The organism is Neobacillus sp. NPDC093182 (genome assembly GCF_044754045.1).
Window position 1 is genome coordinate 158,520 of sequence record NZ_JBIVOI010000007.1, and the last position, 19,285, is coordinate 177,804.

The window sequence follows — 19,285 nt, forward strand, 5'->3', positions numbered from 1 at the left end:
CTTATTCTCCCCTTCTATTAAACTTGTTCCCAAATTCTACGAACATTGTCTAAGCTGATTTTTGACCCTTTCTTACAATCTTCCATGCCTTCAAATTCGATTGAGATATAGCCTTCATAACTTGAATACTTAATTACTTTAATGATTTCATATATATCAATATCCCCGTGGCCAACGATTGAGCCTCGCAAGTAGTTTCCTGAAGGTGTTTGGAACCATCCTTCGCCTGGATCAAATTTCTCAGGTCGGTAATAAAAATCTTTAATATGAACCATTGAAGCATGATGAATATTTTTCTTCACTGCTTTAATAGGATTTTCATCTACACATAGAAAATTACCGGTATCTAATGTAGTTTTGAAATTTGGCTTATTTACATGATGAATTAGGGTTTGAACACGATCACTAGCTTGAACAAAATAACCATGGTTTTCAACACTTGTTGTAATTCCATATTCTGCTGCATAATCCGCAATTCTTCTGCACGCAGCAGAAATCCTAGGTAAATCTTGTTCAAATTGAAGAATAGACGTCTCGCCGATTGGTCTCCAAGCCACATCATGACGCATCAGCTTTACACCTAACCGATTGGCTATATCCACTTGTTTAAAAACTCTTTCGATTTCTTGTTCATATTGCTCTTCATCAGGCATGATAAAGTTTGCTCCGATTGCATAATTAGAAATCTCAATTCCGACTTTCTCCGCTTTTTGACGTAACGCATCTGTTAAATCAGGATTATCGTCCAAAGAAAATCCCATCGGAACGATTTCAATATGCTCCCCGCCTTGTTCAGCGATCCATTCAATTGCTTCAAGTATATTTAATTCCTTTGACTTAAGGGCTGAATACAAACTATATGAACTTAAACCTAGTTTCATTTTTTACCTCCAAATTAAGTTATCTTCAGAAAAAACCTTTGGCAGCACGGAAAGAATTACTTAACAACAGAGGAGTTTACAATACTCCCCTGTTGAAGAACGATCCTATTGATTAGAAGACCACTTCTCAGCACGTTCTTGTAAGTCGTCCAAATAGGATTGAATATCAGGAGCATTTCCGTTATGTGCTTTACTAATAAAGCCATTGATAGCCGGTACCAGCTCACTTCCGAAAAATGGATTGGCTTCATCAAATAGAGTCGATTTAGAAACCTGAGCGATTTCCATAGATGTTTTCATATATTTGTCTTCTTTTGCTACAAAACTAGCATCTGCAAGGGTTGGGGTAAATTTAAAATTATCATAGTTATGTTTTTGTGTGATAGGTCCAGTTAGGAATTTTAAAACCTCCCAGGATGCTTCAACGTTTTTCACGTCTTTTGCCATTACAAATGGGTCAACCGCAACCCATCCCTCACCATTAGGACCTAGATTTAATGTTGATTCAAAGCGATCTAGCAGTTCCGTATTCCCATTAGCCATGACTTCTCCCATCGTGCTTGCACCATTTGCATCAAGATGAATGGCAATATTGTTTTTCTCCAAGCCAAAGTTTTCATTTCCTTGGGTGTTTAAAATACCTGGAGGTGCATATTTTGCTGCCGCTTCTAACCATTCGAATATTTCCACCACTTCTGGTGAATTCAAATTCCATTTGATGTTTTTTAGGTCATTTAATGTCCCTTCTCCTCCAGTTGCTCCAAAAGCATGACTTAATGCAACAAAGGTTGATGCGTTTAATGCTTTTCCATCCCACCAAATACCAAAGTTTTGTTCTCCCGTTTTAGGATTTTTTCCAGTCATTTCCTTCGCTTTTTCTAATACTTCATCAGGAGTTGGATTTTCTGATAAGTAATCTACTCCCCATTCATCAAAAAGCTTTTTATCATAAATAATAATTCGTCTTCCTAGGACCGCAGGAATTCCAAAATGAACGCTTTTGTCATAGGATTTTGTACTATAGGAATTTTCCCATACACCTTCTAAATAAATGCCAGGGTCAAAAGTAGAATCATTTGCAATCAATTCATCTAATCCTTTTAATAATCCTTGTTGCTGCCATTGGGAAGCAAATGCTCCACCCGTATAAAGAACATCAACATCTCCTGATTTTAACATTGCTGTTTGTTTTGCTTGCGCATTTTCCCAAGGTACTTGATATAATTCTAATTTAATATTTGGATATCTTGGTTCAAATTCTTTTTTAATAAATTCTTCTAACCCCACGTTCTCAATGCCCGTGATAGGATCAATTCCACTCTCTAGTTGCCAGCCTGCAAGAGAAACACGAACTGTGCCCTTAACTTCAGAAACAACCTCAACATCACTTGCTTTCTCCTCATTACTGCTAGTAGAAGAGCAAGCTGCTGTTGTTAACATAATTAAAGCGATTAAAACAAGATAAAATCTTTTGATCATCATAACTTCCCCCTAAAGAATAAATTGTTCATTGTATTGTTCCATCCAAGATGATCATGATATATGCAGTTTTTCTTGAATTCCTCGAAATGCTAAAAAGACAATTATTGTTTAACGCCTGACAATGCAATACTCTCTACTATATAGCGCTGTAAGAATAGATAAAGGAGTATAACTGGGGTAAGACTGACTGTGGTTGCAGCCATGATGACTGACGGCAGAGGTAAATCTTTGTTGTATGAAAACATTGCTAGTCCCAATTGAATGGTGTATTTATCAGGTGTTTTCAAAGCTAATAACGGCCAGAGTAAATCATTCCAAACAGCCAAAAACTGTAAAATTATCATAGTCGCTAAAATTGGAATACATAGAGGCAAATATACTTTTACAAAAACGGTGAATTCATTAGCACCATCAATGATTGCCGCTTCTCGTAAACTTCCTGGAAGCTGGTCAATAAATGATTTGGCTAAAAAAGTTCCAAATGCATAATTCAAAGCAGGTAAAAAGAAAGACCAATACGTATCTAAAAGCTTGATCTTGGCAAACATCAAATATTGTGGAATCATCGTCATCTCAAAGGGAATCATCATGGTGCTTAAAGCGAGCAAAAGGACAATACTAGCTCCTTTAAATTTCAGCTTTGAAATCGCATACCCAGAAAATACCGCTGACAAAAGACTGACTACGATTACTCCTACTGAGACAAAAATAGAATTAATCATATATTTTAGCATTGGGATATTCGTAAAAGCCATTTGGTAAGTTTTAAACGAAAACTCTTCTGGCCAAAATCTTGGCGGGAATGGTATTTTAAGTCTTGCAGCCCAATCAAAGCTTGTTAAAACCATCCAAATAAAAGGAATGATCATAACCAATGAACCTATAAGTAAAACACTTGTTAATATCCAATCTGCAACTTTTTTGGAACGTCTTGAATTTTTGTCAGTCACATCCCCTGTAATTGTTGACGCTTTCATCATTTGCCCCCCTTAATCAAAATTACTTTTTCTATTCGTGAGCATAAGGACGATCGTTAGAACAAGAATAAAGAAAAATAAGATATAAGAAGCGGCAGTGGCTATACCCATTTGTGAAGATAGAAATCCATTTCGATAGATATAGAGAACAGCTGTCATTAATGAGCCTGCAGGGTTACCAGCAGTGCCCCCAATTAACCAAACATCAGTAAATCGCTTCATGGCATTGATGGTTCCGATTATGACCATAAAAATAATAATGGGTCTTAAATACGGAACGGTGATATATATCCATTTTTTCAGCCAGTTGGCGCCATCGACTTCAGCAGCTTCATATAAATCCCTTGGTACACTTGTTAAAGCAGCAATAAATATGATGGTGTTATAACCGAGCATTCCCCACAGCGTCATGATCACGATACTAAATCTTGCGTATTTTGGATCCGTAAACCATCCAATTGGCTCAATTCCAACTAAACCAATAACATAGTTTAATAATCCTTCACTTCCAGGATTAAATAGAAATGAGAATAAGATACTTGTTGCAACCAATGAAACGACATTAGGTAAAAAGTAAACTCCTTTAAAGAAATTTCTCCATTTTAACCAGCTGATATTGTGGATTAAGGTTGCTAAAATAAAAGAGAATGTTACGCCTAAGACAACGGATAATATCCCCATATAAAATGTATTATAGATGGACTGCCAAAACAGAGAGTCCGTTAAAACATATTTATAGTTACTTAAACCTGCCCAATCTCCCTCAAAAGTTTGTGATGATTTCTTGAAGCTGAGGATTAATGCTCCAATCATGGGGTAAATAGAAAATACGACAATGCCAATTAGTAAGGGTGCAGAAAATAAATAACCTGCCACGTCTCGGCGTGTGAAAAACTTCTTTCGCCTTATCGTTATCCCTTGCTTCGGAATGTCTATTGAGGTTTTTAATTCGGTAGACATTACCTCACTCCTTTTAATAGGTGTGGATATATAATTTAGATATGACAGAAAAATCAGAAAAATAAAGTTAAATTAAGGTCAGCGTAGTAGATTAGCTTTCTATTATTGGTCCATCATGGTTAATAAAAGCTCAAGAGAAGTTTGTACTCTGGAAAAAATCGAAGTGTATGTCCAACTAATAGTTGGACATCACACTTACGACAGATTTCAAGAACTTCATAACATGAATTAGATCAGATAATGCCCAATTTTTATAATGTGATTTTATCTTTCGCTAATGATGATAGTTTAATTGGCAGACCCACTTCATTCGACTTGTTTGAAGCTAATGTGGCAGCAAGTGTTTTTGCTCCGTCTTCATAATCTGATAAAACAAGATCAGGGTCGCCCTTTATCACTGCCTCAATAAATCTTCTGTCCTGTTCTTGATAAAAATCAACTTTCGATTTGTAGGTAATAGAAGAATCTTTATCAACAATCGTTAAATTAGTCCCATCAATCACCACTCGGAAATCCTTACCTAATATCTCAATTCCTGAACGATGATCACACTGAGTGAAGGAAGAATCAAGATGTCCCACAGCACCAGACGTAAATGTCAAATTCACTGATGTGACATCAGGAATATCAATATTAGGAATGTCAGATAAAACCTGCAAGCTCATATTCGCATACACATTATCAATTTCACCCGCTAAATATCGCATTAAATCGAGGGTATGAGTGGACTGCTCAACAAGTTGTCCGCCTGATTTACTCATTTCGCGGTACCAAGGAGTTGGAACAAATGAGGTTATGTAGTGTCCCCTTACCATCGCGATTTTCTTATCTTTTAAATAATCTTTCGCCTTCGCAACTGTATCTAAATAACGTAAACAGTAACCTACGCCACAAATAACGCCTGAATTTTCTATTACCTTTCCTTTCCTTTGTACCGTTTCTAAATCGAGGCCTAAAGGTTTTTCTACTAGCAGATGAATTCCTCGTTGCGCGATCTTTTCCTCAATCTCATCATGTGCAAATGGAGGAACACATACGAAGACTGCATCTAATGTTTCCTTTTCCAGCATGGCATCTAGATCTGTATAAGCAGCTGCATTGTATTGTAATCCTTTTTGCTTCGCACTTTCTTCCACGATGTCACATACAGCAACAATTACAGCATCACTGTTTTTTGAAACATTCTCCAAATGTACACCGGCAATTCCACCAACACCTACAAATCCTACTTTTACCTTACTCATGAAATTCATCTCCTTTAGTTTTTCACTTTAGAACGACTTGCTAAAATGACATCCATATGACGCGCTGTATCATTTGGCAGCTGTCTAGGATTGATTGCATAAGGACTGAGCTCGGCTGTGATGGTATCTTTATACCCAATTTCTTCTAATGCCGCTACAACAACTGGCCAATTCACGTCACCAGCTAATAGCGGTACGAATCCAGTAATATTTCCTACCTTTGTGCTGAAATCTTTTACATGAACTTTACTGATTCGTTTCCCTAAGATGCGAATCCATTGTTCTGGATACCCGAACTGAAGGACATTCCCTACATCAAAATAGGCTTTCGCATAATCGGAATTTAGCTCATCTATATATCTCGCCATTTCAAGTGGTGACAATAAGAATTTATTCCATACATTCTCTATTCCAATTGCCACCTGGCGTTTTTCTGCTTTAACTAATACTTTTTTTAGTTCATCCTGGCTCCTATTGTAACAATCATCATAAGAGACATCCGCAGTTACAGAGCCAGGAACAACCAATACCGTATCAATTCCCATCGCACTAGCCAATTCTATTTGCTTTAAGATGACTTTTCTGCCCTGTTCTCTAACCTCTGCATTAGGAGAAGATAACGGACTTTGCCATAATAACCCGGTAGATATGCTTCTTAGTTGTATTCCAAAGGACGAGGCTTGGTTAACAATTGCTTCTGCTTCACGTGGTGTTGTATCCATTGTTAAACCGATTCCGTCAGAGTTATATAAATTCAATTCCACGGCATCGAAGCCTGCTTCCTTACTGAATGTAAAAACATCCTCCAAAGATGTTCCTTCTGGATAGCACCATTGATTAATTCCTTTTAACATAGCAAACAACCCCTTAATTTTTTTCGAGCCAATTCCTTTGATTCTAAGAAACATATACATATATAGAATGGTAGACTGCTGCCTCACCTCCTATAAAAAAAGATTACTGATTTACCCATTTTCTTTACGTCTAGTCCTGCTAATTTATAATTTAATAGGCTGCCTTTTTTCAGAAGATTCATATGCGGCTAATGCTACTTCTAAAGCCTTCAGACCATCAAATCCAGAAATGGATGGTTCTTTACCATTTGAAACACTAGTCAAAAAGTCATTAATTAATTCAAAATCCATGTTATCGCCCCAATATTTCCAATTAACTCCATCCGGCGCATAAACATCTAATTTTTGAGCAAACGCGTCCACCTTCAGATTCCCTTCGCTTCCAATAATTTCTAACGTTACGTCCCCCCAAGTTGGGTACGTTTCATTCCGCGACCAGCTGCAATCCAAAGTTGTGAATACATCGTTGTCAAATTCAATGTTGAGGATACCGCAGTCATCAATGGAGCCAGAAGAGATTGTATTATCAATTTCAGCATATACTTCCTTGACCTCTGCACCCATGAACCATCTCATGAGATCGACCACATGCACGGTATGATCGATAACAGCTCCTCCTCCTGATTTGGCCTGGTCAACAAACCAGCCGCCAGGATTCGTCCCGCGATTCGTTCCTCTAATCGCAAATATTTGCCCAAGCTCCCCATTTTCAATGATTTTTTTTGCCCGAACAACAGCCGAATTAAATCGAACCGGAAAAGCAGTTTGAAGAATGACTTGATTTTGTTTACAAACCTCAATCATTTCTTTTGCGTCTTCAACCTTTGTAGCTAAAGGTTTTTCACATAAAATATGCTTGCCAGCCTTTGCTGCCGCCACTACATGTTCTCGGTGATTACTATTCTCTGAAGTAATAATGACAGCATCCAGATCTTGTTGCAGCAACTCTTCATATCCTTTGAAGAATTTAGTATTATATTTAGCAGCTGCATTTTCTCCACGTTTCTGGTCATCATCAGCAATTCCTACTATTTGAACTCCATCTATCTTTTTTAATGAATCGGCATATCCATAAGCATGTGGATGAGCAAAACTAATAATACCTACCTTCATCGAATTTGCGCCTCCTCTTTTTGATTTTCACCAATTACAATTGCTCTGCCTGTTTCAATTGATTTAAGGGCATTTAATGCAATTTCCATTGCTTTATATGCATCCTCTGCCGATACAATCGGATCTTTGCCGGTTTCAATGCAGTTTATAAAATGCTGTATTTCAGTAAAATATGGATTATGCTTTAACGGACTTTCAGGAACAGCAACACCTCCGCCAGCGGTAGTTTTGTTTCTGCCTTCAAATACCACTGGAACAGACTTAGAACTATCATGATCAATGATTCCTTTTTCACCCGCAAATTCAAATTTAGTGGTGAATCCTTGATGCGCCCATGTCCCTTCAACATGAGCAATAACGCCGCTTTTAAAGCGCAGAGTAACCAAAGAATAATCAATTCGTTTTTTGTTTCCATCTTTTATGCTTTTCGCATAAACCCGATCTACTTCACCAAAACACCATCTCAAGAAGTCAAAATCATGGATAATCATATCTAAAACCAGACCGCCGCTTTTTTCATAATCCGCATACCAATCATCGGAAGCTTTTGGGAAGCCGCCTCCTCTTGATGTTCGTACAACGGCGACATTTCCAATTTTTCCTTCTTTTACAATGTTTTTAGCCTGAACATACTCAGGAAAAAAGCGAACAACATGGCCAACGAAAAGTTTTACGTTTTTTTCCTGACAATAGTTAATCATTTCTCTTGCATCCTCGAGATTTCTGGCTAGGGGCTTTTCACAAATGACATGAATCCCGTGATCGGCGGCCTTTTTTGTATAAGGTTTATGGAAAGCGGTTGGTACACAAATAGAGACTACATCGACTTTTTCTACTACTTCTATTGCCTCTTCATATGTTTGAAATGCTTTTGTTTTTAATTTTTCTGCAAGCACTTTGGCCTTTTCCAGATTTTTATCCACGATTCCAGTAAGAACGGCATTTTCCATTTTGGTATAAGCTTCACCGTGAACACTTCCCATGGTGCCTGCTCCAATCAATAGAACGTTTAACAATGTCATCTCTCCCTACTTTTAAGATCAATATTATATTGGCAATGCTGATTTATTGTTGCTTTTTTTAAAAAATAAACCGGTTGCACCGACTACACATGCATATTTTTCTAGCTGAGAAATCTCGATATTAACTTTATCTACCATACTAGCGATTCCATGTTTTTGAACGGTCCTTTTGATAGCCGGCAGCAAAAATTCTGCTCCGTTCATTACACCGCCACCAAGAATGACGGCTTCTGTATTAAACAGATGGATTAGATTGATCATTCCAAAGCCAAGATATTCCCCTACTTCATCCAGTAATTCGATTGAAAACGGATCACCCATTTTTGCTGCATTACAAATATCCACTGAGGTAATCTTACTTTCTTGCGGAAAAAACTCACTTACAGAGCCATTTTCTATTCGTTCATGGGCAATTTTCGATATCGCGGTCCCCGAAGCATAGTTCTCTAAACATCCTTTATTTCCGCATGAACAAAGTGGACCATCAATATTAATGGAAATGTGTCCAAATTCCCCGGCACTATCCGTAATACCCGTGATAAGTCTGTCGTTGCTTATGATACCTGCGCCGATTCCTGTACTGACTGTAATGTAGATGAGATTCTTTTTTCCTTTTCCTCTCCCCCACATCCATTCGCCTACAGCTGCGGCAGTACCGTCGTTATATAACTCGACAGGAAGATTGAGCTCATTCTCTAGTAAAGATCCGACAGAAAAATTGGCTATATCTAGGTTACTCGCAAAGATGATCTCCTTCTTTTTTGAATCGATCACCCCTGCGGTTGCAATGCCTATGCCTTTTATCCGAGTGATCTCTACGTTTGCTTCATGAATGAGTGCCTTTATCGTGTTAATAATTAGTTCACCAAAGTTTTCCTTTCCCCCCTTGGTATCACACTGCAATTTTGAAAGGATTTCTCCATTCTTGGACACCAGTGCTGTAAGTATTTTGGTCCCTCCTATATCCAGACCAATGGCTAAATCATCTGTTTGTTCCATTGAAGTTCCTCCCTGCTACTTATTCGAAACAATACCCCAACTACTTTCTGACACCGCTTAGTGAAATACCTGCAATAAGGTGTTTCTGTAAAAAGATAAACAAAATGATCATCGGAATAGTAGATAACAATGCACCAGCCATCAGTAATGGGTAATTTGTAGAATACTGCCCTTGAAAAGAGGCAATCCCTATTGAAAGAACTCTCATATTTTCAGAGTTTGTCATAATTAACGGCCACAGGAAATCGTTCCATGATGCTAGTGCTGTAAAAATTCCCAAGGCAATTAAGGCTGGGGTAGCATTCGGGAGAAGTACTCTCCAATAGATCCCCCACCAAGAACATCCATCGATTTTCGCTGCTTCATCCAGTTCTTTTGGAATTCCCATAAAGAACTGTCTTAACAAGAACACTCCAAATGCACTGAAGATTCCTGGCACAATTAATGCATAAAAGGTATCAATCCATCCTAACTTAGCTAAAATGGCATAATTAGGAATTAAAATCACTTGAGGAGGAACCATCAATACTGATAAAATTGCAATAAAAATTACATTTTTAAACGGAAATTTCATCCTTGCAAAAGCAAATGCCGCTAACGAACAAAGTAATAGCTGGGATAGAGTTCGTCCAACCGTAACGATAATCGTGTTTAAATAGTACTTAAAAAAATCAACACTTTCGAAAACCTTTGAATAATTTTCAGGATGCCATTCTTTTGGAATGATGTCCGGTGGTACTTGCATGGAATCACCGTAGGATTTAAATGATGTGGAAATCATCCATAAAAAAGGGATAATCATGATGATTGCCCCAATCACCAGTAATACATGAATGAAAATTTTGTTTTCTTTCAATTAAATCCCCCCTGTCTATGAGTCGTAATGAACCCATTTCTTTTGAAAGATAAATTGGACAATGGTTATGGCTAGGATTGCGATAAATAACAGAAAGGCTTGAGCAGAGGCAATTCCCATTTGTGAATATTTAAATCCAGATTCGTATACTCCAAATACAATGGTTCTTAATGGATCCAATAGAGCATCGTTGTCACCGATCATAACGAATATTAAATCGAACATCTGAAGAGAACTGATCATAGAAGTGATAAAAACAAAAAATAATGTCGGAGTAATTAAAGGCAATGTGATGTTAAAAAATTGTTTTAGTTTCGAAGCACCATCTATTTGCGCTGCTTCGTAATAGGATTTGGAAACCCCTTGAAGACCTGCAAGTATCAGGATGACATTATTTCCCACCGTCATCCATACATAAACAAGAATCACTGAAAACAGTGCTAGATTGGGATTGAACAGCCATGATGGCTGAGGAAGATGGAATACACTTAAAATATAGTTGATTAATCCGTACTCTGTGTTATAAAGCCATTTCCAAACCATTCCCACGGCAACTGGCATCGTCACAACCGGGAGAAAGTATAATGTTCGATAAATCACCATTCCCTTGATCTTTTGGTTAAGCAACAGGGAAACAAAGGTGGCTATGACCACAGATAAAGGCACCGACACAATCGTAAAGACAATGGTATTGATAATGGAACGCTGAAACGTTGGGTCCTGTAAAATAGTATTGATATTTTCTAGTCCTACAAATACTGGAGTTGTAATCCCATCCCAGCTTGTAAAGGATAAACCAAAGGACGCAATGGCAGGCAGCATATAGAAAACAAGAAGTCCTAAAAAAGTTGGAGCAATAAATAATAAAGCTATCATTGCTTCTTTATCGAGCTTTTTCCTTTTCCGCTCTACAACCACGATACTTTGTTTGTTTTTTCCAATTGTCGTTGAAAAGCCGCCCAAAATCATCTCTCCTTTCAATGGTCAAACAGACTGTGACACAGCCTGTTTGACTATTCATTTAGGCATTGTTTTATTTCGAATTTTCCTTAGCAAGAATTTCATTCATCTTTTTAGCAACAGTATCCAATGCTTTATCAATCGACTGCTGCCCCAAGAAGGCTCCTTGAATTTCTTTTTTTTCAACATCCTGCCACTCAGAGGTGTTCTTGGAAATTGGATATGGTACTCCATATTCCTGTGCATCAAGAAATACTTGTAAATCTAATGACGGAATAGACTTAAGCCAAATGTCACTTATGTCTTTATCAGCAGGAATAGAAAATCCAGTTTCAGCAATTACTTTATTACCTTCTTCACCTGATAAAGCTTTGATTAAATCCCATGACAATTTATCATTCTGCGTTTTTTCGTTCATCGCCCAGCCGATACCGTGAACAATCGAAGCAGCTTGTTTACCTTTTGGAAGCGGAGCAACACCCAAATTATCACCGAGTACCTCTTTAAATTCTCCTGCGCTTACAGATATTGCAGGCAACATCGCAACTTTCTCGGATAGGAACAATTGCTTACCTTCTGTCTCCATAACCGTTTGAGCTGAAGGTGAGATCCCTTTGCCGATCATCTTCTCGATAAATTTAAATGCTTCTTTCGTCTCTGGGGTATCAAATCCAGACTTTGTTTTATCCTCGCTTATAATAAAACCGCCTGCTTGATGTATCAGGTTATAATAAACCTGTTGACTTGCTTTGATATCCATGGAATACCCATAAACACCGTTTTCTTTATCGGTAAGCTGGCCGCCGACTGTTTCAATATCCTCCCATGTCCAAGTCTCATCTGGATAAGGAATTCCGGCTTCATCGAAAAACTTTTTATTATAATAAAGCCCAACAGAGTCAATAAAATAAGGAGCAGCATGCAATTTTCCTTCATAAGTATATAAATCTACCACTGCAGGGAAATAGTCTTCCTTGTTATATTCACCGTCTTCCTGAATATAAGGTTCTAAATCCTTAATAAAACCTGAAGAAGCATATTGATAAAAATTCGGTGCGTTCATCCAGAAAACATCTGGACCTTTTCCACCGCCAATGCTGGTTTTCAGCTTGGTCCAATAATCCTCCCAAGGTGTATACGTTACATTGACTTTGACATCAGGGTGCCTCTTATTAAATTCTTGAATCGATTTATCTACTGCTTCGCTAGCATTTTTATCCCATAAAGCTACTTCAATCGTCTTTTTTTCTTTGCCGCTGCTTGCTTCTTTACTGCAAGCAGACATAGCTATAACTGTAAATATTAGAAGCAAGTGAACCCAAAACCTCATTTTTTTCATGTTTATCCCCCTCGATCATTTTGTCCTCATAAACCAATAAAAGATTATAAAAGCAAGGAAGTATAAATTTTCTGTATGTAGTTTTATTCTTGTATGAATAGTGTTATCATCACCCCCTAAAATGGACTGTTCGCCCATCAAATAGTAAACTGATATTTTTCCTGTAAAATTACCGCTGCTGCTCCGAGCATTTCAAATTCTGCTCCCAAGGAAGTAGGCTGAATATTTACTTCATCTTTTAAAATCGGTATAACTTGCTTTGAAACATATTTGTTTAATAAATCTAAAAATATACTATTTTCTTGAACAATCTCTCCGCTAAGAATGATCACTTCTGGGTTAAGAAGGTGAATGAAATTAGTGATGCTTGTAGAAAGATGTGATACAATCTCTTCCATAATCTGATAGCACAATGTATCTCCTTCATTTAGCGCTTTAACAAACACAGCTGGTGAAACTCTATTAATATCACCTTCAATTAAATTCCGAATGATGGTTTCCTTTCCTCGTGTCATTAAGGCTGTTACAACTTGCGAGTAAATTGCCGGCCAATTAATATAGTTTTCTAAACACCCTTCATTCCCACATTCACATTTCTGGCCTCCCCTAACGATAGTAGTATGACCAAGCTCCCCTGAACTGCCTTTATATCCTCGGATAATTTGCCCATTGTACATAATTCCTGATCCAACACCATCACCAATCGTGATATATACCAGGTCTTTATATTTCTTGAATGAACCAAAGTAATTCTCTGCAAGTACGTAGGCATTTGTATCATTGTCTAAAAAGGTCGGGATACCAAATTCATTTTCAACCATTTGCTTTAAAGGGATATCATATAGTTTTAGTTTTGTATTGTAAGAGATGATACCTTTTTTAGCATTGACAATCCCGGGAGTAATAATGGAGATTCCTTCACACAATTCGAGATTTTCTTTAGACTCCAGAAACTGTTTAATCATTTTGATAATTAAGTTGATAATATCCTGACCTTGAGATAAATTAGTGGAATGGATTTCCTTTCTGATTATGTGGCCTTCCAAATTCATTTCAGAAATTTTTATCGATGAATTTGAAATTGATACACCAATGATAAATCTCGTATTAGGATTGAACCTTAGTAAAACAGGCTTTCTCCCTCCACTGGAAAAACCCACACCATCTTCACGAACATACCCTTCTTGAATCAGATCATTGACTGCAGAAGTAACGGTTGTTGGACTTATGTTGATCAATTTCGCTATGTCACTTCTGGAAATAGGTCCTTCTTTTCGAATCGTGTCCAAAATGATGGACCTATTTAGTTCTTGCATAAGTTTTAAATCACCTGTCCTGCGCATATGACCAAACACCTCATAATCTATTAGACTTACTTTTTTCAGTGACTTTATTAAGTTTGTAAAATATTTTGTCATTCCAACTCTTTATCTGATGAAAACACCGAGATTAACTAATTACTTTTTCCAGCGTCTTTATTAAGTATAATAAAATGAATTTTCAGAAATGTAAACCCTTTCATTTAAATATATCAAAATTTCAAAAAAACAGGAATATTTACCCAGATACCTTTTACCAACTTTTTTTTATTTTTAACAGTCTTTCATTTCAATTTAAACTCTTCAAAAATTGAAACTACTAAGCTGTTTCATTACCTTACATTTGTAATAAGCTATTTCATTCGAAACAAAAGTAATAACCTATTGTGCAGGTAACACAATAGGTTATTACACTTGTCTTATACAAATTGTTTTTCAGTCATTGCTTGTAATTGAATCTTACTAAGCTCTATTGGGGAACATTGATTTTTTGAATAAGGCTTAAACTTTACTTCAAATTCAAACGCTTCTGGTCTTAAACCAGCCCCTTTGTGTGTATCGCTATTTTCTGCGTTATTCTTCATTGTTGCTCTCATTCTTATCTATTTCATTGATACTATTAACATATGGGTTGACCAGTCAAATCGAAGGATGAGACTGACCTATGTAAGTTTTGCCCTTTTCGTCATACCTGCCATTATCATGCTGGTCAATATTATTGCTGGGATTTTTTACAAAATGCTGCCGAAAATTATAACGAATCTATCTCAGTTATTGTAAATGGTATCTAATACCTAGAGCATATAGGAAAAAAGCCGACTCCTCCTTCCTTCTAATAATCAGGAGATGAGTCGGCTTTTTCACTCATTTTATCTTTAACATTTCCAGAGAATTTATTTAATCTACCAAGTCCAATTTGTGATGGACAGTAACATTAAAGCAGCTGCGGCTAATGCAATATTCTTTAGGAATTGATTCATTTCGCCTACTCTTGCATTCTGATCTGTTTCCTTCCAGAAATTATGCATTAAGAACGCTGAAACCACGAGGAATATTGCTAATAAATAAAGCCCCCATTCGACCCAATATGCCGTGAGGATACTCAATCCTCCCGCTAGCAGCATTAATCCGGTTACGACTACTGATAATCCTGGTGCTGGTACTCCCTTATAGGAAGCATACTGCTTCAAACCTTGAAATTGGATGAAATGATTTAGACCTGAGTAAGCAAAATAAAGACCAAATACAGCCCGACCAACCAGCCATAGCCAATCCATTCAGACATCATCCTTTCATTAGGTTATACTCTCACTATACATATATACTTTTGATTCAAGAATATTCCGTCTTTTTCAAAAAAAGAAACTACGCAGCTATATAGAGCTCGTGGTTTCTAATTTTAATCGTTAGCTGACAATTCCGTGCTTGATTATTTCAGCTTTGACAATAGTATTAAATTTTATATTTTTAAAATATTCCTTTTTATCTTTAACCTCCCAGGTTTTGGGGTGAAACGCGATCAATCTCCTTCCAATTCCAAATACATCACAATTCGCCTGCTGTAATTTTGTTATTACCTGTTTAGCGTCTTCAGTAAGCTCCTTTGATAATAACTTATTTAGTCGATCTATATCCTGTGGAACATCCCCCTTTGGGTACTCTTCCACGCTTATCTTTAAATCCAAATTTATCGAAACTAATACCTCTCTATCTTTAACTTGAACCTTTAATTTTCTTTTCATATCTTGAACATTAAAGGAAATATAATCATTTACTTCGTGCTGCTTATCATTATTTACTTGTTTTGTAAATCGTGCGTTTTTTCCTTTTTTGTTATTCAATAAAAGCAGGAGGGTTGATTCTTGTGGTGGTAAATTTCCTGAATATTTGTTCTCATTCATTAGGGCTAATCCTACAACCACTGCGCTTTTCTTTTTATTCATTTTAAGGAAAGGGAGGACGATATCTTCTCCCGGATCAATCATTTCTGAAGCGAGCATCTGGATCGTTTGACTCGGAATGACCGAGTTTTCTTCTGCGCTAGTAATAGCATCTTGTATATATTCGCTTACATTTGTCTCATGACTTGGTTTAAGATTAAGCAGGTCAACTGCCTCTCCTTCCACAACCCCTAGTGTAGCACCCAGTGAATTTCGTGGGTCTCTCCAAATCACATCCAACGAGGAATAAATACCGGTACCAGCCATACGTTCGCCGAACAGGATCAGTTTATTTTTAGATGTATCTAATATACCAGCTATTTCACGGTCGATTTTCAGACGGCTGTCCCTCGGTGTATGACCGCTTGCAGAAAATGTTTCACTTTTCACCATGGCTTGGGCCCCCCCGGAGGACTCCTCAATGATGGGGATGGAGACCCCTAATAAAAGTTCTTCTTCCGGAGTTAAATCAAAACTTAAAATCTGAACCAATACCGCATTTTTCATCAGGTGCTGGTCCCAGCAGCCAGTAAGTAATATACATAGAACTACCAAGATAGGCTTTTTGCCTTTCATGCCTTATTCACCACTTCTTTTTTTTTCAAAATAAACGAAAGAATAAATAGAAGTACAGGGATAATGACAATAAAAATATAGTGTGAAGGCCCAAGAACCTGATTAAAACGTTCAAAGTCTTTCCCTTGATCGGGGATTAGGGCCAAAACTAAATAGATCCCAGCAACAATTGGGAGAAAGCGGGCATAGTGTTTTTTTCGAACAAGGCTGGCCAACCCCATTGAGGATAATAATAGCCAGTTTGCGATGGAAGTCGCAACGATGACAAGCCAGAGTGATAAGAAAAACAAATCCGTCCTTTCGAGAACCTGAAACGAATAAGCTTTAATCATATACAATAATGGCTCAGGAGTCAGTGCAATATCCACATCTGGTTCGAAAAAGACAATACTTGCGATCACCATAAAGGTATAAAAGATTGTGACAAAGATATTTGCTGTCGTGATGGCGATGAGCTTCTCTTTTCCAGAAGATTGAACATAGGGATGGATAAAGAGAAAAAGTTCAAAGCCCAACAGCGAGAAAGCTGCTTCTTTTGTTCCTTTCAAGATCGTTGGTATGCTATGTTCCCCTATTGGAAAGAGATACAGTAAGTTCGCATCTTTCATCGCGTACGAAATCAATGCTACTAATACAATCAAAATTGGCGATACCAGTACATAGAATCTTGCAATACTGGTTAAACCTTCACTAACGATGTAAATGCAGGTTAATAGCATTAAAAGCATGGTAATCCAATTAGGGGTATGCGGCAAAATCCATTTATCGATAATGTCACTATATCTCGCTAGAACTAAGCTCCCGGTTACCATAAAGTACAAGGAATAACTTAGAATCAGTATTTTCCCGATAACTCTCCCTAGTAATTTGGGAAGTATCTGATACAGTGAAAGGTCTGGAAATCTTCTGCAAAGTCCCCAAATGATGAAAATAATCGCCTGGGACAATACTCCTGCTATTATAGTTGAAATCCAAGCATCCTGTTTAGCTATTAATGCTACATCATGTGGCAATGATAATATTCCTACACCAATTTGTGCCTGAATAATCATAAATACAAGCTGTTTATTTGTGATTTTATTCGCCGTTAGTTTCATTAGTCTTCCACCCTCTTGACAAGGATTGCTTTCTCAACTTTTTCGGATTTGAATCGAGCGGACGCGTATTAAATTTCCATAGTGGTAAACGAATAAAAGTATCTTTTATATCTTTTAATCGAAATGGTGCCCAAGGTGCAAAATAGGGAGTACCAAATGATTCTAACCGGCATAAATGAGCTAAAGTAAACATAAAGCCAAAAACTATCCCAACAAATCCAAAGGTTGAAGCAAGAAGCATAAGGGGAAAACGCAAAAATCGAACGGCATCACTCATTTCTGTTGAAGGGATGCTGTAGGCTGCAACCGCCGTAATCGCCACAACGACAATCATGGTATTCGAAACGAGTCCAGCACGGACAACTGCATCCCCAATAACAAGCCCCCCGACAATACCAATCGTTTGTCCAATCCTTGCTGGTAGCCTTACCCCCGCTTCACGAATCAGCTCAATGGTCAACTCCATGACAAGTGCTTCAATTAATGGGGGAAATGGAATATTTCGAATAGAACTTACAACCGGGAGAACTAAATCATCCGGCAGTACTTCGAAATGAAAACCAATGACCGCAATGTAAATAGCAGGTAAATTAACCGCAATTGCAATGCTCATAAGTCTCATGGAACGGATAAACGTTCCAATCATCCATCGTGAATTATAATCATCAGGTGAATGAAAGAATGCAAAGAATGTGACAGGTATTAGTAAACAAGAAGGACTCCCTTCCATAAATATCGCAACTCTTCCTTCATTCAAATGACCTATTACACGATCTACTCTCTCTGTACTTAAAATCTGTGGAAAAGGTGACCAGGTGGAATCTTCTATCAATTCCTGAAGAAATCCAATACTGGGTATATGATCTATAGAAATATAATCGATCCTTCGTTTAAATTCTTTCATAATTTCCTTATTTGCGAGATCTTTCATATAAACCATGGTAAGTTTGGATTGAATATTCGCACCCACTGATAAATGTTCCATGACTAAGTCTGAAGTTCTTACCGATTTTCGAATTAAATGGAGATTGATCAAAAGGTTTTCAATAAAACCTTCATGAGATCCCTGTATCACTTGTTCATTATTAGGTTCTATGACTGCCCGATCTTTGGAGATAGCCACTTCCAACCTGTAAAATTGGTGGTCTCTATCAAAGAGGATGATACAGGATCCATTTAATAGTTCTTCTTTCGCTTTGATTAAGTTATCTGATTTTAGAAATTTAGATTTAAGTACACTTTCGAGTTGGTCACCATTCGCTTCTAGAACAGGTTTTAAAATATTATTTTGAATCTTATCCGAATCTGTCATCGTATTTAAGAAGACAAGAATCCCCCGGCTATTTCTTACGGTAAATTCCTTGATTATTAAATCATCTGAACAAGAAAAAGTATTTTTAATAAAAGAAATATTCTCATCTATTGAAGTAAATACCTCTACAAACGGTTCAGACTTTTGATCAGAAGGAACCTGTTTGAAATCTTTTTTTATGTGTCTTTTTATACCACGAGAAATAAATTTCATTTTTTACTCCATTTATCCTTTTTCCAATACTTTCCCCCAATTATGGTATAACTATGTCAATCTTCCTTTTCATTTTTAACTGTGAACCTAATGAAATTAAATTGTCATATTGATTAAATCAGAAACGTTATGTCATTAAAT

At 37.1% G+C, this 19,285-nt stretch carries 18 protein-coding genes; all 18 read right to left on the reverse strand.

Annotated features, from left to right (window positions below; genetic code table 11):
- Nucleotides 1–17: 17 nt before the first annotated feature.
- Nucleotides 18–881 (reverse strand): sugar phosphate isomerase/epimerase family protein, encoded by an 864-nt coding sequence (locus ACIQAA_RS14525; RefSeq protein WP_402620653.1) that lies wholly within the window; start codon nt 879–881, stop codon nt 18–20.
- Nucleotides 882–986: 105 nt separating this feature from the next.
- Nucleotides 987–2,360 carry an ABC transporter substrate-binding protein gene (locus ACIQAA_RS14530; RefSeq protein ID WP_402620656.1) on the reverse strand — a complete coding sequence of 458 codons (1,374 nt, stop codon included), beginning with the start codon at nt 2,358–2,360 and terminating at the stop codon, nt 987–989.
- Between the two features lie 104 nt (nt 2,361–2,464).
- Nucleotides 2,465–3,340, reverse strand: a complete 876-nt coding sequence (locus ACIQAA_RS14535; protein WP_402620659.1) for a carbohydrate ABC transporter permease — start codon at nt 3,338–3,340, stop codon at nt 2,465–2,467.
- Nucleotides 3,341–3,352: 12 nt separating this feature from the next.
- Nucleotides 3,353–4,300 (reverse strand): carbohydrate ABC transporter permease, encoded by a 948-nt coding sequence (locus tag ACIQAA_RS14540; protein WP_402620662.1) that lies wholly within the window; start codon nt 4,298–4,300, stop codon nt 3,353–3,355.
- Between the two features lie 251 nt (nt 4,301–4,551).
- Nucleotides 4,552–5,544, reverse strand: a complete 993-nt coding sequence (locus tag ACIQAA_RS14545; RefSeq protein ID WP_402620665.1) for a Gfo/Idh/MocA family protein — start codon at nt 5,542–5,544, stop codon at nt 4,552–4,554.
- Between the two features lie 14 nt (nt 5,545–5,558).
- On the reverse strand, nt 5,559–6,398 hold the full coding sequence (locus ACIQAA_RS14550) for a sugar phosphate isomerase/epimerase family protein (protein WP_402620668.1): 840 nt from the start codon (nt 6,396–6,398) through the stop codon (nt 5,559–5,561).
- 144 nt (nt 6,399–6,542) lie between these two features.
- Nucleotides 6,543–7,511 (reverse strand): Gfo/Idh/MocA family protein, encoded by a 969-nt coding sequence (locus ACIQAA_RS14555; protein WP_402620670.1) that lies wholly within the window; start codon nt 7,509–7,511, stop codon nt 6,543–6,545.
- A complete protein-coding gene (locus tag ACIQAA_RS14560; RefSeq protein WP_402620673.1) occupies nt 7,508–8,527 on the reverse strand; it encodes a Gfo/Idh/MocA family protein in 1,020 nt (339 codons plus the stop codon). The genes ACIQAA_RS14555 and ACIQAA_RS14560 overlap by 4 nt, the downstream gene beginning before the upstream one ends.
- Nucleotides 8,528–8,557: 30 nt before the next feature.
- Nucleotides 8,558–9,532 carry an ROK family protein gene (locus ACIQAA_RS14565; protein WP_402620676.1) on the reverse strand — a complete coding sequence of 325 codons (975 nt, stop codon included), beginning with the start codon at nt 9,530–9,532 and terminating at the stop codon, nt 8,558–8,560.
- 40 nt (nt 9,533–9,572) lie between these two features.
- Nucleotides 9,573–10,334 (reverse strand): carbohydrate ABC transporter permease, encoded by a 762-nt coding sequence (locus ACIQAA_RS14570; RefSeq protein WP_402621005.1) that lies wholly within the window; start codon nt 10,332–10,334, stop codon nt 9,573–9,575.
- Nucleotides 10,335–10,403: 69 nt separating this feature from the next.
- Nucleotides 10,404–11,351, reverse strand: a complete 948-nt coding sequence (locus ACIQAA_RS14575; RefSeq protein ID WP_402620679.1) for a carbohydrate ABC transporter permease — start codon at nt 11,349–11,351, stop codon at nt 10,404–10,406.
- Between the two features lie 70 nt (nt 11,352–11,421).
- Entirely contained in the window at nt 11,422–12,687 is a 1,266-nt protein-coding gene (locus tag ACIQAA_RS14580; RefSeq protein WP_402620681.1) for an ABC transporter substrate-binding protein, read from the reverse strand.
- Nucleotides 12,688–12,824: 137 nt separating this feature from the next.
- Entirely contained in the window at nt 12,825–14,105 is a 1,281-nt protein-coding gene (locus ACIQAA_RS14585) for an ROK family protein (RefSeq protein WP_402620684.1), read from the reverse strand.
- A gap of 320 nt (nt 14,106–14,425) precedes the next feature.
- Entirely contained in the window at nt 14,426–14,590 is a 165-nt protein-coding gene (locus ACIQAA_RS14590) for a hypothetical protein (RefSeq protein WP_402620687.1), read from the reverse strand.
- Nucleotides 14,591–14,908: 318 nt separating this feature from the next.
- Nucleotides 14,909–15,283, reverse strand: coding sequence for a DoxX family protein (locus ACIQAA_RS14595; RefSeq protein WP_402620689.1), 375 nt, complete (start codon nt 15,281–15,283; stop codon nt 14,909–14,911).
- A 129-nt stretch (nt 15,284–15,412) separates the two neighbouring features.
- Nucleotides 15,413–16,522 carry a Ger(x)C family spore germination protein gene (locus ACIQAA_RS14600; protein WP_402620691.1) on the reverse strand — a complete coding sequence of 370 codons (1,110 nt, stop codon included), beginning with the start codon at nt 16,520–16,522 and terminating at the stop codon, nt 15,413–15,415.
- Nucleotides 16,519–17,619, reverse strand: coding sequence for a GerAB/ArcD/ProY family transporter (locus ACIQAA_RS14605; protein ID WP_402620694.1), 1,101 nt, complete (start codon nt 17,617–17,619; stop codon nt 16,519–16,521). Before ACIQAA_RS14605 ends, ACIQAA_RS14600 begins: the two co-directional genes overlap by 4 nt.
- Entirely contained in the window at nt 17,600–19,144 is a 1,545-nt protein-coding gene (locus tag ACIQAA_RS14610; protein ID WP_402620697.1) for a spore germination protein, read from the reverse strand. Before ACIQAA_RS14610 ends, ACIQAA_RS14605 begins: the two co-directional genes overlap by 20 nt.
- Between the last annotated feature and the right edge of the window lie 141 nt (nt 19,145–19,285).